We start from the raw sequence: 16,517 nt of genomic DNA, 5'->3' as shown, positions 1-16,517 counted from the left end.
ACGACGATGGCGGGCAAGCGCGCTAGCTCCACGATGACGGCCGGTGAGCTGCTGGGCCGACTGCGGCGCCACTACATCGAGCCGTCGCGGCGGCTTCCCGGCGGGATCTTCGTTCCCGAGGTCGGGATGAACGGCGGCTACGGTGCGGGGCGCCGCTGCGATGCCATCTACGTCGGGTTCACCACCACCAGCGGCCGGCAGCTCGTCGGTCACGAGATCAAGGTGTCGCGGTCTGACTGGATCGCCGAGCTGGGCCGTAAGACCGGTAAGGCCGCCGCGTGGGCCGACCAGTGCCATCAGTGGTGGCTGGTGGTTTCCGACCCGGACATCGTGCGTGCCGGGGAACTGCCCGAGGGCTGGGGGTTGATGTCGCCGGGGCGGTCGGTGACCCGGATGGCGATCCACCAGCCGGCGACGGTCAAGACCGATCACCACCCGGACTGGGACGCGGTGCGGTCGGTGTTCGCCCGGTACGACACGCTGCGGGCCGAAGCGGTGGACGCCGAGCAGAAGGCCGCGCGTGAGGTCGAGCAGCGGAAAGCGCGCGAGGAAGCCGACGCGCGGGTGGCGCGGCGCATCGCCGAGCTGCCCGATGCCACCGAGCTGGAGCGGCAGTTGGATTTGGTGCGTGAGGCGCTGGGGGCGCCCATCGACTTCACCTCGGCGGACGGGCCGCCGCGGCACGGCGCGATCGGGCTGCAGGCGCTGCGCGAGGTCGCGGCCATGGTGGCTGCGCACGGAAGCCTGGCTCGCGTTGCCCATCGGATCACCGAGGGGTTCGCCAACCCGCTCACCTCGGCGCAGAAGGCCGTCGATGACCTCGCCGGTGCGTTAGCCGCCGTGCAGGCCGCGGGGGAACGTTCGGAAAGCCATTGCAGTGCAGAGGATGTCAGGGCGTCGGCGTAGGAGGCGATGGGTCGTGAATACGGACATGGCGAGTGCGCGGCGGTGCCGCGAGGTCCTGGTGGCCATGGATGACGGTGTGCGGCTGTCGGTGCGCGACGTCGGCCGGCGCGGGGCCGGGCACACCGTGGTGTTCGTGCACGGGCTGTGCCTGTCTCAGCTGTGCTGGGCACGTCAGGTCGACGCTCTGGTGGATCGGTTCGGGGACGCGGTGCGGGTGATCAGTTACGACCACCGGGGCCACGGCCGGTCCGGTCAGGCGCCGATGTGCACCTATCGCATCGAGCGCCTCGCCGAGGACCTCGCGCAGGTGTTGGCGGCGATGCAGGTCGAGGGACCGGTGACGTTGGTCGGCCACTCCATGGGCGGGATGACCACGCTGGGCTACCTCGGCTTGCCGGCGTGCCGACGGCCTGTGGACCCGGCCGGTCTGGTGTTGTTGGCCACCGCGGCCGGCAGGCTGCGGCAGAGGGGCATGGGGCGGCTGTTGGGGACGCCGGCGACCGCGGCGTTGTTCGGGGTGGTCGACAGGGCCCCCGAGCAGGCGGTCAAGGCGCTGACCGGGCCGCTGTGCGCGACGTTGGGCCGGTGGAGGCGCGGTGCGGCGTCGGCGGCGACGGTGGCCGCGGTGGCCGCCGACGCGCTGGCTGCGGTGTCGGTGGCGACCGCAGTGGGTTTCCTGCCGGCGTTGCGGGACTACGACCAGTACCCGACGTTGGCCACGATCCGGGCTCGCACCGTCGTGGTATCCGGTGGGGATGATCCGCTGACCCCCGAGATCCACTCCCGTGACCTGGCTGCGGGGATTCCCGGCGCCGAGCACGTGCACGTGCCGGGGGCCGGGCACATGCTGCCGCAAGAAGCAGCAGCAGTTGTGCACCAAGCCATTCGACGTGCGTCGGGCCTCGACGGTGCGCTGCGCCCGAGCGCAGAGGTGCTTGCCCCCGAGTCCGCGGCCGTGCCGGTGCTGGCAGGGGTGGCGTCATGACGGTCTACGTCGACGATGCGCGGATCCCGGCCCGCGTGGGCCGCTTGAGTAGCATCTGGTCGCACCTGTTCGCCGACTCTCCAGAGGAGCTGCACGACTTCGCCGTACGTTTGGGGTTGCGGCGCAGCTGGTTTCAAGACCCCACCAAGACCGGCAAGCCGTTTAGGGCGAAGCCGGGGAGCCGTGCCGCGCAAAACTGGCACTACGACGTGACCGAGGGAAAGCGGCGGCAGGCGGTGGCCCTGGGTGCGGTCGAGGTGAGCAGCCGTGAGGCGGTGGCCATCATCAACGCCCGACACCAGGCCGCCCAGGACGCCGTGCACACCGGGAGTCGCGATGCGTGACGGGGGCGAGGCGTTCGAGGCGTGGCGCGAGGGTCTGCTCTCGCCGCGGGCGATCACTGCCGCTCTGGACCGCCGCGGGCTCTACGGGCCCGAGGTGGACCGCGCGTGCGGAGTGGAGGAGCCTGCGGTCGACCAGTGGGAGGCCGCGCAGCTGTATCCGAGTTGGGAGCAGCTGCAGGCGTTGTCGCGGCTGACCGGGGTCGGCGTGCACTACTTCACCCGCCCGTTCGACGGTGAGGTCACCGGTGGTTTCCTGTGCCGGCGCGGCGGACGGGGCCGGGGGTGTCGGCCGCTGTCGCCGGTGCGGGGACCCCGTGAGTTCCCCCGCGATGTCGTCGCCGCGACTCCCGGAACACGTTGGCACGTCGTTGAACTCAGTGACCAGCGGTGACGGCACGTCCCCGCGATACGGTGGCCGGTCGTTTCAATTGGCGCCGGGGGAGACGACCTCGATGCCGTGGTGCTTGGTGGGACGCACCGACGCGGCCCCGCCACGCGTGGCGACGCAAAGCCACGACCTCACAACGCATCTCGACTCGGGAATGAGGAAAACCATGTCGTTCGACTCTCTGTTCGGTGATGCCACGCAGATCAGCCCCGTCCTGATGGTGGCGCTCGGCGCCGTCGGGGTGCTCGTGGCGATGTCGCTGCTGCGGCTGCTGCGTCGGGTCCGCCGCATGATCTGGACTGCGGCAGTATTGGCTGCGGCGGGTAGTACGGGGGCCGGCGGTGGCTGGGCTGTCCTCGACGCGCTGAAGACCTGGCACTGACGAAGAGGGGCTGAACGAGCGTGAGCAACGACGACACCCGCACGGGCTGGCCGTACGCGCGCGCCGGAGGGGCTGGAGCCGTCGGCACGGGGGTGCCGACCGGCACGGGGGCATTCACCGGGGCCCGCGTGCTCGTACGCGAGCTCGCCGACATCACGACCTACGGCGGCCGTCGCGCGAACTTCGACGGCACGATCGGCTCCATCCGCGGCCTAGTGGCCGGCGCGGCCGTGGGCCTGGGGGTCGACGGGCAGGCATCCTCGGTGGCCGGCCCGACCAAGCTCGTCCTGGTCGACGACTTCGGGCAGGAGCATTGGTTCGAGTTCGGTGCGCACGACTACGTGACGCTGCTCGACTGAAACCCGCCCGGCCCGTGCGGGGACGTGTCATCGGCCCAGCGTGTGGCTGGTGATGATTGGTCTCCGGCTTGGACGAGGTGGTTCGAGATGTCGGAACGCGCTGCCGGAGTGGAGAGCAACCCGCGGCCGACCCCGCCGCGGCGGTTCGAAGTAGCCGCTCTTACAGCCGCCGCCCGCCGGGGACCTGCTATCGCCGCTGCTTACACGATTGCCGACGGCAATTCGTCCCTACTGCGACGGAAACGGCGCCGCGCGTCGGTACTTCCTGGGTGTACCTGCCAAAGACACCTGAAGGAGGCGCGCGGTGTGCCGATCGACGAAGCATGGTGGGCGGCGCTGCCCCGGCTGCGGAAGCTACGGCGCCGCGGCCAAGGCCAACGGAAATCGCCGTCTGGGCCGGCTGGCCCGCAAGAAGGTCGTCGACCACCTCACCGAGCAGGGCCTGGTGGACACTGCGAAGGCGATCCTGGCCGCGCCGCCGAGCGTGCTGCCGGAGTTCATGAAGGCGATGGGCATCGAGGAGTCGGTGCTGGGTGACACCCCGATGCCCAGTGCGCACGCCAATCCGCCGTCGGCCGGGTTGTTGATCGCCGCGGCGAAAGCCGAGCAGGCGGCGCTGGCCGGGCCGCAGATCTCGCCGGAGGAGCAGGTCCTGGAGGACGCGCAGGAGGCGTTGGCCGCGGCCGAGAAGTCCGTCGACGACGCGCGCAAGGCCGTGCAGCGCGCCCAGGCCCGTCGTCGCAAGCTCGCCAAGGAGATGGGTTCGGCTGAGGGTGACGACCTGTCGATGGAGCAGCTCGCCGAGCTTGCCGAGGCCGGACAGGAGATCGACGCGGCGAAGGAGGCTTACGAGCAGGCCAAGCTCGCGGTCCCGGCAGCTGCCGATGACGTGGTGGCCGCCAGGTACGGGGTGGCCACCACGTTGCCCGATGAGGAGCGAGATGCCTACTGCGCCAACCTCGGCAGCGAGGAGGTCGAGGCGCTGGCCCGGTCGCTGAACCGGTCGGTGGCCGCCGAGGCGGCCGGGGCGCTGGACGCCGGGCCGCAGCCCGCGCTGATCGCAGGCGCGGTGCGCGACACCTCGGTGTACACGCCGGGCAAGTTCCTCATGGAGACCGGCTCGGGGGCGGTGGAAGTCGAGGGCCGGCTGCTCGACGGTGGCACCGCGATCCACCGCCGCGGTTCCGGCGACTTCCTGATCCTGCAGAAGCGCGACGGGGTGTATCACGGGGTCGCCGCGGCCGGAGGGAAGTCCGCCGCGCTGAACAAGGCCAGCCGCATCCCGATGCTCGACGAGCTGCCGCCGTTGCACGAGGGGGCCAGCGACACCGAAGCCCAGGCCCATCACATCAAGTCTCAAGTGCTGATGCAGCTGGCGGGTCAAGCCGCAGAGCATCATTGGAACACCGATCAGCATCAGGGATTCCTCGACGACAAGATGGGCGAGGCCCGCGACAAGCTCGTCGACGCCGTGGGCGCCGGCCCGGTGCGCGCTGACATCTACGACGCGACCAAGCGGCACAAGAAGCTGATGCGCGAGAAGGCGGCCGTAGCCGCCGGCGAGGCCGCGCGCGCCGAGGCGCTGGCCGCCGGCAAGGGTGCCGCCGCCGCGGCCGAGGCCTACGCCGCCGCCCATCGCCGCGCTCTGGGCACACCCACTCGTGGTGGCGGGGTCATCCCGCACTTCGAGCACAAGATCCCGCCGGACAGTCTTGGCGAGGAGAAGCACAAGTCGTTGTGGCGCAGTGGTATCCGGGCGTGGGGTAAGGAGACCGCTGACGATTACGCGGTGATTTCCCAGCGCGCCGGCAACCTGAAGGCCTGGGGCTTCTCGACGAGCGGTCCGGGTGTGAAGACGTCGAGCATCAGTGATCTGACGTCGGTGAACTCGGCGTTCGTGCAGAAGGCTCTCGACGGCAAGGAGCGTTCCGCGTTGACGACCTATACCGGGGGTAGCTACACCGCGATCAACGCCGCCATCTGCGGACGTGATGGCGCCAAGCCGTCGGGGTCGATCAAGACGGTGGTCTCGGGTATCGAGTCGGCGTTCGACAAGTTCCGTGAGAACAACCCGAACATGGACCCGATGACGGTGGTGCGCGGCACCCGAGTGCCCAGTGGGTGGAAGGGGACGCCGGGGGAGTACATCGACGCGGTGTTCAGCGTGGGGGCGCGCATGGAGGTCGGGAAGGTGACCAGTACGACGACCAAGCAGTCCACGGCGTCGGCGTTCGCCGGGCATCCCCCGTACTACATGGTGGTGCGCACCCGTGAAGGGCTGCCGGTCAAGAGCATCTCGAACTTCTCCGGTGAGGACGAGGTGATCCTGCCGATGGGGTCGCATCTGCGATGCGTGCACGTCGAGCACAACGGCATCGCCGGCAAGCCGACGGTGTATCTGGTCGGTGAGGACCTGGTGGCCGAGGCCGAGGACTCGCACGCCGGCGGCGGCTGGAAGAAGGCAAGCTGATGGTGGGTGACAAGTTGACTGTGGCGTTATGGCTGAGCTGGGCTAATAGCATGTCCCCACAGTGGTGTGGGTACGGAAAGGGGCGGTCATGGCAGCGTTGACCAGAGCGCAGATCGACGAGATCCAGCAGCGGCTGGACGAGGGAATGACTCCGGAGGCGGTCGCCGACTCGATCGGCCGAATGGCCGATCTGGACGAACTCGAGGTCGTGGTGATCAGGTCGACGGCCTACGACCTGCTCAACGGCGAGCCGGTGCGCGCCTCGGACGACTAGCGAACCCGTCGTGGGATGTCAGGACCGAGACCGACCGTGCGAGGAGCAGCGATGGCTGGCGTAGCCGACGAGTGGCTCAACCGGCTGGATCTGGCGATCGAGTTCATGGCGCAGCTGGACTTCGCCGGGGCGCTGACGCTGGACTACACCGCGGCGTCGCTGACGGCGTTGACGACTGGGCTGGCGGAGCGGGTCAGCGGCCCTCTCGCCCTGCTCGACGACTCGTTGCAGCCACTTCTGCAGGGTGCGGTGGCCTATGCCGGTGAGTGCTTCATCCGGCTCAGCCGCGGCCACTGGGTGTGGGAGGACACCCTCGACGACGCACCGCGGATGGGGCCGACGGATCCGGACGTGTGGGCCCGCGTGAGGCAGTACCGGTGGCGGTTCGAGGAGATCTCGGCGCGGGGTGCCCCCGTGGTGTGTGCCGACCCGGCCCTCGGACTGGATCCAGTGTCCCCGCTTCATCTGGTGATGGAACAGATGGCCTCGCGCGGCGACGATCCGGGGGCGCTGGTACGCGCGTTCGCCGACTGGTCGGAGGCGATCAGCGCGCATGCGGCCGCCCAGCCGGAGTGGACCGTGGTGACCGAACCGACTCTAAGTGCCGGCGGCATGGTGATCTTGCCGCCTTCGCCGGTGCTCGACGAATGGCTCGTGCGGCGCCGAGAGCACTTCCCGCATTGGGCCGCCTCGTATCCGGGTCCGTGGGATTTCAGCTCCGAGACGGTGGAGGCCCTGTCGGAGTTGGTTTTTCGCCTCACGCCGACCGTCGATGCGTTCGAGGATCCGGTCAACGCTGAGTTCAGCGAAACAGCCAGCTGGTACTACGGCGAGGTGTTGTGTCGGGCGTATCCGTCGCGGTGGGCGTTTCGCGAGTATCTGCACACGCCAGGCGATTCCCTGGCTGTCTGCTTCACCGTTCAGACCAACGACAACCTCGATTACACGAGCCCGTACGTGCGGCTTGCGATCGCGCTCAAGCGACAAGACCGCGGGAGGTTGCGCAGCGGGTACGACCGCTGGGCCGAGACGCCGTAGCGATGCGGCCGGGACTTCGGGGGGGACGTGTCGTCGTCGCTGGTCAGAACGCGTGTGGGGAGCGATTGATGCGCCAGAAGCCGGGGTCGAGGCGCTCAGCGAGGGTGGCGAGGACCTCGATGAAGGAGTCGGCGGCGGGCCCTTCCACGCGGATGGTCAGGTAGTCGCTGCCGCCGCGGATGGACGTCGTTTCGGCGTCCGGCGCTGCCGTCCACGCTGCGGCGGTCAGCGCGTTGATCCGGGCCAGCTCGTCGTCGGTCTCGGGGTCGCCGGTGGCGACCGAGAGGTAGCGCACGCCGCGGGTGAGGTCCTCGGCCTCGGCCAACAGTGAGCTGACCGCGAGCTGTTCGAGGAGGCCGGTGCTCTCGCCGGCAGAAGACGGGATGTCGCCGTCAGAGGTGGGTGCGCTGCGGGGCTCGTCGGTCATCGCGGTCTCCTTTGCGCGTTGGGTCGGCGTTAGCTCGATCCTGCCTGCCGGCGAGGCGGCAGTGGGTGTGGCGCGCCGAGCGATACATGCACTTCCCGCCATGGCGCACGTGGATTGCGTGAAAGTGCGCAAACAGGCTTACTAGCTGGTCTGACAGGCCCATATGGGTGTGGTCGGCGGTAGTCGAGGCGAATCAAAACTTACCACGGGTGGTGAACTTTCCGGATTTGGGTTAGTCTGGCCGTGCCAAAGACACCTTCACCGGAAGGGAAACCATGATTCGTCGTATTCCGTCCCGAGCGATTGCCGGGGCCTTCTGATGTGCCGCTCGCTGAAGAACGGCCAACGTCGCCGCTGCCCCAGTTGCACGAGCTATCCCGCCGCCGCCCGAGCCAACGGCAACCGCCGACAGGGCCGTCTGGCCCGTCGTAAGGTCGTCGATCACCTCGAACGGATCGGCCTGACCGAGACCGCCGCCGCGGTCCTGGCGTCACCGCCGAGCGTGCTGGCCTCCTTCATAGCCGCCACCGACATCGACCCCGCCGTCCTGGGTGAGGTGCCCATGCCGGGTGCCGGACCTAACGGCGTCGACGTCACCGCCCTGGTCGAGAAGGCCACATCCGAACGCGCGCAACGCAAACGCGTCGTCTCCGTTGCGACCGCGGCGTCGCCGGCGGCCGCCGTGGCAGCGCCGCCTCGCCGGCCGGCGGCCGCCGCCCCGCCGGCCTCGGTGCACGCCGGGGCCGCTGCCCGCCTGGCTGCCGCGCTGGGCCGTAATCGTGCCGTACGGCCGGGGACGCCAGCGCCCGCGGCGAACGTGCCGAACTGCAAGAAGAACATTTCGGTGGTCATGGAGTGGGAGGACCGCGCCGAGCACGTCTTCGCCGCCGGGGCCACCAAGGCGCAATGCCGGATCGCCTGCGCGGAGGCGGAGATGCTGTGCAAGGGCTGCCCGCTGATGGAATCCTGCGCTCAGGAAGCCAAGGTCACCCACTACACCGGCGTTGCCGGGGGCCGCATTTTCGTCAACGGTCGGCACCGGTTAACCCCCTCCGCCCCGGCTAGGATCGTCGCATAACCGCACTCCAGAGGGGTGCTGGTGCATGTGTGATCCGCTGCGGTGAGAAGGTTTGGTGAGCGATGACGGCAGGTGTCGGGCTGAAACCCCTCGACGTGTTCACGATGGGGTTGAGGTACCTGCGCAATAGTCAGACCGAGGAGGCCCGTGAGGCCTTCCGTCAGGCCGTCGAGCGCGACCCCGGAATGTGTGACGCGTGGCTGGGCATGCTGGCCACCGGGTCCACGTCGGCTGGGGTCACCGCCGGTGCCTACCGCTCGGTGGCCAACCTCGGCGGTGCCCTCAAGACTGCCGGGATGACCGTCGCCGACCTCAACGTGCAGACGTCGATGACGCTGGGGTCGTTCGGGCTGAGGTTGCCCACCCACACCCGCCTGCACGTCGCCGTGGCCTATGCGGTGGCGCTGGCCGAGGGGCAGCCTCCGCAGCTGGCCAAGGCCGACGAGGTGATCACGCGTGAAAGCCGCCTGCCGAACATGTCCGCGTTGGATCTGGACCTGCTCGACTACGTGCGACTGGGGTTGCTGGGTCTGGCGAGACGCTGGCCGGACGTGCTGAGCTTCGAGGGCAAGCAGAAGTGGCGCTCGCAGGACTCCAACCCCGAGTTCGTGAACTTCCTCAACGTCGGGATGCTGGTGTGGAAGGTCTGGGCGCTGGTCGGGACCGGGAATCCCGTCGAAGCCCAGCGTTACGCCGAAAGTGGGCTGTCCACATCGGGACTGCCCAACGACGTCCACGCCCGGCTGCGCCTGGGCCGCGGGTACGCGATGCGCGCCCAAGGTCAGCGCGAGGAGGCGATGACGGCGTTCCGGGAACTGCAGGCCTGGGTCAACACGCCCGAGGTGCAGCAGGCGATCGAGGACCCGGAGAAGGTCATCGAGATCGTCACCGCGTCCTCGTTGGCGACCCGCAGCGACGTGTGGGATCCCGAGTCGGGCAGCTCGGCGGCCTCGCTGGAAGTCGAGGCCCGCGAGAAGCGCCGCGACGGAGTGCGCGCGGAGGCAATGGCGCTGCTGGACAAGCAGATCGGCATGCACGGGGTCAAGGAGCAGATCCGCCGGCTGGAAGCCAAGGCGATGATGGACCAGAAACGCGCCGAGATGGGCATCGCGAGGAAGGACGTCGGCGCCGCCTACATCTTCACCGGCCCTCCCGGCACCGGTAAGACCACGATGGCGCGCATCCTGGCGCAGCTGCTGTTCGGGCTCGGTGTGATCGCCCGCCCCGAGGTGATCGAGGCTTCGCGGCCCCAGCTGGTGGATCAGTACCTGGGCAAGACCGCGCAGAAGACCAACGCCGTCATCGACAAGGCCCTCGGTGGTCTGCTGTTCATCGACGAGGCCTACTCGCTGTACCAGAAGGGCTACTCCGACGGCGACGCCTACGGTCAGGAAGCCGTCGACACGCTCCTGGCCCGGCTGGAGAACGAACGCAAGACCGAGGACCCGAACAAGAAGCTGGTGACGGTGATCGCCGGATACGAGGCCGACATCAACCGGTTCCTCACCATGAACGAGGGTTTGGCGTCGCGGTTCACCACCCGCATCCACTTCGACTCCTACACCCCTGAAGACCTGGTGAAGATCGCCGACCTGATGGCCAGCACCGAATCGGCGCTGTACTCGTCTGCGGCGCAGGACCTGATGTTGGCCAACCTGCAGAAGCTCGCGCAGATGCAGGTCGACGACGTGGACTCCGGCGGCAACCCGCGCCGGGTGTCGGGCATCGACAAGGCCGGCAACGCGCGCTTCGTGCGCAACGTGACCGAAAAGGCCACCGAGATCAGGGATTTCAGGCTGTCGTCGAGTCTTGACATCGACCTGTCGGTCAAGGAAGTGCTCGTCACGATCGAGGCCGAGGACGTCGCCTCGGCGTTCCGTGAAGTCTGCTCCGTGCAAGGAGTTCCGTTCCATGAATAGTCGAAAGGGTCGTCGTGGCTGAACTGGAGGGCCCCGAGCAGAGGCGCCGCCGCGGGTTCCGGCTCACGGCGAAGTATCAGGTCAGCGGCTGGCGGTTCCTGTACCGGCGGCTGCAGCACGCCCTGGTTCGCCGCGACACCCGCATGATCGACGACCCTCAGCGCGCGCAGGCATCGCCACTGGTGCTCGGCATCGCCCTGGGTGTCGTGGTGTGCATCGGTGCAGTGGTGTGGGGGCTGTTCTCCCCGGCCGGGCAGGTCAAGGACGCCAAGATCGTCGCCAACAAGGACACCGGTGCGCTGTACGTGCGCGTCGGGGACCGTCTGGATCCGGTGGCCAACCTGACGTCGGCACGGCTGATCGTCGGGCAGCCCGAAGTCCCGGTGCGTGCCAGTGCCGCCGAGATCGACAAGTACCCGAAGGGGTCGCTGGTCGGAATCATCGGTGCGCCCAACGACATTCGTGACGCCCAGAATCCGTGGTCGGTATGGACGGTGTGCGATTCGACGATGACCGGTGCGGCCGTGCCGTTGGATCCGGTGTCCGGTCTGCCCACCACGGCGCGCTCACCGGTAACGACCACCGCCATCGGCGGGCCGCTGACCAAGGGGGCCGACACCGCCACCATGGGCGGCAACCAGGCCAGGCTGGTGGGATACGACAACCGCACCTGGCTGATCTACTCGCGGCCCGACGGGGTGGTGATCCGCTCGACGGTGAACATCACCGACCCCATCGTTGCCGACGCATTGGGGCTGCGCGCCGACGATCTGGTGCTGCCGATTTCTCAAGGGCTGTTCAACGCCATCCCCGCCGAGCCGCCGCTGATCGCTCCGGCGATCGCCGGGGTAGGGGAACGGCCGGCGTTCGCGCTGGACAAGCCGTTGACCGTGGGCACGATTCTCAGCGCGCGGGATCTGGGCGGACAGAAGAAGTACTACGCCACGCTCGCAGATGGCGTGCAGGAAGTCAGTCTGACCGCGGCGACCATGATCCGGGCAGCCAACCCGCAGGTCAGCACCGAGCCCGTCGAGGTGGGTCCCGATGAGCTGGCGTCGTTCCCGAAGTCGGGGCAGCTGGCGGTGTCGTTCTACCCCGAGAACACGGTGACCCTCGTCGACGCCGACAACGAACCGGTGACGTGCTGGTCGTGGTCGCACTTCGGTGACGAGCCGACCTCGCGGACCGAGGTGATCACCGGGCGGACCCTGCCGTTGGCCCCCGAACAGGTCAAGTCACTGCTGCCGATGGTGTCGGCCGCGACGTCGCAAGGGATGACCGCCGATCAGGTGTACATGCCGTCGACGACCGGCCGGTTCGTTCAGGTCACCAGTGCGGCAACCGATTCCCGGTTGCGCGAGTCCTACTTCTGGGTCGCCGACAACGGTGTGCGGTTTGGTCTGGACACCTCTGATCAACAAAGCGGCGACGTCACCCTGACGGCGCTGGCGCTGCATTACCCGGTGCCGGCACCGTGGGTGGTGATCTCGCTGTTCGCCGCAGGACCCACGTTGTCGCAGAAGGACGCGTTGATCCGTCACGACGGCGTTCCCCCCAACCCGACCGTCGCCGGCCTGGACGTCAAAGGAGCGAACTAGTGCGTACCAGCTTCAATAGGCCGTTCACACCCGTTGCGCCGCCGCGTATTTCGCGTGACGAGATCAACGTTCCCGCGCCCAAAGAGATCGAAGAGGGCGAGCCGGTATCGAAGCTGCGCACCATCGGTGTGCCGCTGATGATGGTGGTGGTGCTGGGCGGCATGGTCGCGATGATGATGCGCACCGGGCGGTTCAACCCGATGTTCCTGATGTTCCCGCTGATCATGCTCATGGGGATGGGCTCGATGATGTTCGGCCAGAGCGGCGGCGGCGGGACATCGCGCGCCCAGCTGCTCTCGGACCGCAAGGCGCAGACGCGTGGGCTCGGCGTCACGCGGGAGAAGGTCTTCGAGCGCGGCCTGAGCATGCACGAAGGTCTGCAGCACGCCTTCCCCGATCCGATGATGTTCCCCAGCCTCATTGGGACGGAACGCATGTGGGAGGTGACACCCACCAACGACGGATTCACCGCGCTACGCTACGGGCTCGGGGAGGTCGAGTTGGCCGCGCGCGTCGTGGCCCCGGAGGCGCCGCCGGGAGAGTTCCTGGAGCCGGTCGGCTGGGTGCAGACGGTTCGCTTCCTGCGTCACCACTCCACGGTGTCGGGCATGCCGCTGGCTTTGGCGACGGCACGGTTTCCAGTTGTCGGGTTCTCCGGCGACCGGGAGGTGTCGCTGGGGATGCTGCGGTCGATGCTGCTGCACGCCGCGATCACCCACGGGCCCGACAACCTGGCCATGATCGTTCTGACCGACGACCCGGACGGGCCGCAGTGGTCGTGGATGAAGTGGCTGCCGCACACCCAGCACCCCTTCAAGCTCGACCGGCTCGGCAGTGCCCGCATGATGTACTCGGACTGGTCGACACTGACCGCCGACGTCGGCGGTGAGGACGAGGACGACCCCGCCAAAATCATCGACTTCATGATGAACTTCGACCCGCACGTCGAGTTCACCAACGATAAGTACCGCCACGTACTGGTGGTCGTGGACTCCGCGGTCACCGACAAGCTCATCGACTCGGTGATCGAGCCGAGGGCCGGGGTGACGTGGCTGATGGTCAATCCGCCAGAGGATGCGCTGACCTCGCGTGAGGGCATCGTGTTGCGCTGTGACACCGACCGCACGGTGTGGCGCACCGAGGCGGACAAGCCGTTGGCGGAACCGACGAAAGTGGCGGTGGCCGATCAGATCTCGCTGATCGATGCGCGCACCATGGCCCGCCAGCTCGCCAAGTTCGAGGTGGCGTCGTTGACCAGCCTGGGCCGGCAGGCCAAGCAGTCCGAGCGTGGCCGTGACTGGGGCACCCTGATGCGGGTCCGCGATCCCGGCGCGTTGGATCCGATGGACACCTGGAGCGCGATCAGCCGGTACGGCGACAAGCGGCGCCTGCGGATCCCGATCGGATTCCTGTCCAACGGCGACCGCCTGGACCTGGACCTCAAACAGGCGGCAGACGGCGGCACCGGCCCGCACGGACAGCTGCTGGGCACGACGGGCTCGGGTAAGTCGGAGTTCCTGCGCAACCTGGTGGTCAACGGGTGCGTCTCGCACTCGCCGGACATGCTCAACATGCTGCTCGTCGACTTCAAGGGCGGCCCGACGTTCCTGGGCATGGGCGATCTGCCGCACGTCAGCGCGGTGATCACCAACATGGAGCAAGAAGCCCACCTCGTGACGCGCATGAGCGAGATGATCGAGGGCGAGATCGCGCGGCGCTTCCAGATCCTGCGTTCGGCCGACGAGCTGAGTAATCGCTACGACGTCAAGGACATTCGCGACTACGAGCAGCTGCGCGAACGCGGCGTCGACCTGGCCCCGCTGCCGTCGCTGTTCGTCATCATCGACGAGTTCGCCGAACTGCTCGCCGAATACCCCGAGTACGGCGATCTGTTCAAGCGCATCGGCCGGGTGGGCCGATCGCTGGGCATCTACCTGCTGTTCGCCTCGCAGAACCTCGACATCTCCGGGCGTACGAGCGGTCTGGAATCCAACATCGGCTACAAGATCGGCTTGAAGACCCAGACCGCGCAGGAGTCGCGGGCCCTGCTCGACAGCTCCGATGCCGCCTACCGCCTGCCGGGAACCCCCGGTCACGGCATTCTGCTGGGCAGCGCCGGTGATCGCGCCGGTGAGCTGACCCAGTTCTACGCGGGGTTCACCGGCGCGGCCTACTTCCCGCCGGCATCGGAAGTCATCGTCGAGCGCGCCCAAACGCGTTCCGAAGAGGGCGGATTCGTCGGACCGCAGGCGTTCACCGCGATCGAGGCGCCACTGCCCAAGGACCCAGCCAACGCCGCCGAGGTGGTCAGCGAACCCGAGCGCACCGAAGAGGAACTCGAGAACGCCCCGACGATCTTCACGACCGTGGTCGAGCGGCTGCGTGCGGCCGACGCCTCGCAGGCGTACCGGATGTGGCTGCCGCCGCTGGAGGTCAAGACCCTCGACCAAGCCGATCCGGAGCTGCAGCAGTGGTCGGTTCCGGCCAACACCGCGCTGCCCAAGCTGAGGGTGCCGATGGGTCTGTTCGACGACCCCGCCAAGCACACCCAGCCGCTGTGGACCCTGGACACCACCGACCAGAACATCCTCATCATCGGTGGTGCGCAGACCGGCAAGTCCACGGCCATCAAGACGCTGGCCTGCTCGCTGGCCCTGCACAACACCCCCGAGCAGGTGCAGATGTACCTGGTCGACTACGCCGGCGGCGGCCTGGGCCCGCTGGCCGAACTGCCGCACGTGGGCGGCGTGGCCGGACGGTCCGAACCCGACGCCATCAACCGCATGATCGCCCAGGTGCGGACCCTGATCGGCGATCGCGAGCGGATCTTCCGCGAGTACAAGATCGGCACCATGGCCGACTACCGCAAGCTGCGCACCAACCCCGACCACCCGCTACTGCGCCAGGACCACTACGGCGACGTCTACATCATGATCGACGGATGGGACGCGGCCGTGGCTGAAGGGCAGGTGCTGCAGTTCCGCGGCAATGAGATCGAGTCGCTGATCGTGGGCGCCCTCAACTACGGCGTGCACCTGGTCTTGTCGACGGCGCGCGTGGTGGAGATGCGCGGTATCGAGCCCCACATGAAGGGGATCGTCGAGCTGCATTCGGACACGGAGTTCTCGCGGATCAGCAACGCGCTGTCGAAGAAGCGGCGCAAGGAAGCCGGCCACGTCTTGGTGGCGGGGTCGGAGCTCTACGGGTTGGTGGCTTTGCCGCGCGTCGACGGGATCGACGACCGCAGCACCATCAGCGAGGGCATGACGGCTCTGGTCGGCCAGATCGCCGAGCAGTTCGCCACCAGCTCGGCCGAGCGGCTGCGGACCCTGCCGACGTCATTCACCCACGAGCAGCTCGCGGCGTTGGTCGAGGAGGCCGACACGAGGTCGATCGAGCAGAACGGTCGCTGGGATCCGCGACGGCAGATGCGCATCCCGTTCGGCATCCAGGAGGAGCGGCTCACGCCGGCCTACGCCGAGATGTGGCGGGAGCCGCACCTGTTGATCGTCGGCAACGCCAAGTCCGGCAAGAGCGAAGCGGTCGGCTCGTTCTACGACGGTCTCACCCGCAGGTTCCCGAGGGGGGTGGACGAGGCGGCGGTGATCTTCGTCGACCCGCGCCGGAGGCACCTGGGCAAGATCAGCGACAACAACCTGTTCGCCTACGTCACCAACGAGGACGAGTTCATCGCGGCGGTGTCCAAGCTGTGGGAGACCTACGACATCGCCGGGCGCGCGTTGCCGCCAAACATCGACGCTGAGACGCGGGCTGCCCGGTCGTGGTGGAGCGGGCCGGACGTCTTCGTCGTCGTCGACGACTACCACCTGTTCGCCAACACCCGGAATATGGCCGAGACGCCGAAGATCTTCAAGATGTTGCCGCAGGTCGAGAACGAGCCACTGGCCCAGGGGTGGCACTTCGTGCTGGCGCGGGCGGCGGAGGACTTCTACATGGCGGTCAACCGCGACCCGATCCTCAAGCGCATGCTCAACGATGCCGTCCCGACCGTGATGCTCTCGGGCAACAAGCACGACGGGCAGATCGGGGACCACAAGTTCGAGAGCTTCGGCATCCCCGGCCGGGCCCGCTATGCCGAAGCCGCGGTAGCGCGCTCGGGGCGGATTCAAAGCGCCTGGTCGGGAATCCGCTACAGCGACGACGACAATCTGGGCGACTGATGCCTGACCGCCGGCATGGCTCACGAGCAGGAAAAAGTGCGACACCAGCACTCAACGGTGGCGGTATGCTATCGGGTAGATTTACCATCACAGGTAACATTGCCGGCACAGCGCCATGTGCGGCATCGGGGAAGTGAGGTTTGCTAGTGATCACCAATGTTTCGTCTT

14 protein-coding genes are annotated in these 16,517 nt (G+C 68.0%); 13 read left to right on the top strand and 1 reads right to left on the bottom strand.

Annotation, left to right across the window (positions count from 1 at the left end; all coding sequences use genetic code 11):
• Positions 1–6 precede the first annotated feature (6 nt).
• From ABZ195_RS21050 to ABZ195_RS21010, 9 genes are all read left to right on the top strand, one after another.
• Positions 7–906, top strand: coding sequence for a hypothetical protein (locus tag ABZ195_RS21050; RefSeq protein WP_355221184.1), 900 nt, complete (start codon positions 7–9; stop codon positions 904–906).
• 13 nt (positions 907–919) lie between these two features.
• Positions 920–1,891, top strand: coding sequence for an alpha/beta hydrolase (locus ABZ195_RS21045; RefSeq protein WP_355221182.1), 972 nt, complete (start codon positions 920–922; stop codon positions 1,889–1,891).
• Positions 1,888–2,235 carry a DUF4031 domain-containing protein gene (locus ABZ195_RS21040; protein ID WP_355221181.1) on the top strand — a complete coding sequence of 116 codons (348 nt, stop codon included), beginning with the start codon at positions 1,888–1,890 and terminating at the stop codon, positions 2,233–2,235. The genes ABZ195_RS21045 and ABZ195_RS21040 overlap by 4 nt, the downstream gene beginning before the upstream one ends.
• On the top strand, positions 2,228–2,626 hold the full coding sequence (locus tag ABZ195_RS21035) for a hypothetical protein (RefSeq protein WP_355221179.1): 399 nt from the start codon (positions 2,228–2,230) through the stop codon (positions 2,624–2,626). Before ABZ195_RS21040 ends, ABZ195_RS21035 begins: the two co-directional genes overlap by 8 nt.
• Before the next feature lie 163 nt (positions 2,627–2,789).
• Positions 2,790–3,005 carry a hypothetical protein gene (locus ABZ195_RS21030; protein ID WP_355221177.1) on the top strand — a complete coding sequence of 72 codons (216 nt, stop codon included), beginning with the start codon at positions 2,790–2,792 and terminating at the stop codon, positions 3,003–3,005.
• A gap of 20 nt (positions 3,006–3,025) precedes the next feature.
• Positions 3,026–3,364 carry a hypothetical protein gene (locus ABZ195_RS21025; RefSeq protein WP_355221175.1) on the top strand — a complete coding sequence of 113 codons (339 nt, stop codon included), beginning with the start codon at positions 3,026–3,028 and terminating at the stop codon, positions 3,362–3,364.
• Positions 3,365–3,668: 304 nt separating this feature from the next.
• Positions 3,669–5,834: an ADP-ribosyltransferase gene (locus ABZ195_RS21020; RefSeq protein ID WP_355221173.1), complete on the top strand. Its 2,166-nt coding sequence runs from the start codon at positions 3,669–3,671 to the stop codon at positions 5,832–5,834.
• An 88-nt stretch (positions 5,835–5,922) separates the two neighbouring features.
• Positions 5,923–6,108, top strand: a complete 186-nt coding sequence (locus ABZ195_RS21015) for a hypothetical protein (RefSeq protein WP_355221171.1) — start codon at positions 5,923–5,925, stop codon at positions 6,106–6,108.
• Between the two features lie 51 nt (positions 6,109–6,159).
• Complete coding sequence (locus ABZ195_RS21010; protein ID WP_355221170.1) at positions 6,160–7,146, top strand: hypothetical protein; 987 nt, start codon at positions 6,160–6,162, stop codon at positions 7,144–7,146.
• Between the two features lie 43 nt (positions 7,147–7,189).
• On the opposite strand, the gene ABZ195_RS21005 is transcribed toward ABZ195_RS21010, so the two are convergent.
• Entirely contained in the window at positions 7,190–7,573 is a 384-nt protein-coding gene (locus ABZ195_RS21005) for a hypothetical protein (protein WP_355221168.1), read from the bottom strand.
• Between the two features lie 319 nt (positions 7,574–7,892).
• Here ABZ195_RS21005 and ABZ195_RS21000 point away from each other — a divergent pair, with 319 nt between their 5' ends.
• The 4 genes from ABZ195_RS21000 to eccCa all read left to right on the top strand — a co-directional run bounded on the left by ABZ195_RS21000 (position 7,893) and on the right by eccCa (position 16,349).
• Positions 7,893–8,651 (top strand): hypothetical protein, encoded by a 759-nt coding sequence (locus tag ABZ195_RS21000; RefSeq protein ID WP_355221166.1) that lies wholly within the window; start codon positions 7,893–7,895, stop codon positions 8,649–8,651.
• Positions 8,652–8,713: 62 nt separating this feature from the next.
• The gene (locus tag ABZ195_RS20995; protein WP_355221164.1) at positions 8,714–10,570 is read left to right on the top strand and encodes an AAA family ATPase; all 1,857 of its coding nucleotides are present in this window, start codon (positions 8,714–8,716) and stop codon (positions 10,568–10,570) included.
• Between the two features lie 14 nt (positions 10,571–10,584).
• Positions 10,585–12,168 carry a type VII secretion protein EccB gene (eccB, locus tag ABZ195_RS20990; protein ID WP_355221162.1) on the top strand — a complete coding sequence of 528 codons (1,584 nt, stop codon included), beginning with the start codon at positions 10,585–10,587 and terminating at the stop codon, positions 12,166–12,168.
• Positions 12,168–16,349, top strand: coding sequence for a type VII secretion protein EccCa (eccCa, locus tag ABZ195_RS20985; RefSeq protein WP_355221161.1), 4,182 nt, complete (start codon positions 12,168–12,170; stop codon positions 16,347–16,349). Before eccB ends, eccCa begins: the two co-directional genes overlap by 1 nt.
• Positions 16,350–16,517: the final 168 nt, after the last annotated feature.

It is taken from the genome of Mycobacterium sp. NPDC006124, assembly GCF_040614235.1.
In the GTDB taxonomy this organism is placed as follows: Bacteria; Actinomycetota; Actinomycetes; order Mycobacteriales; family Mycobacteriaceae; genus Mycobacterium.
Note: the sequence above shows the minus strand (reverse complement) of the source record. Positions and strands in the feature narration are given on the sequence as shown.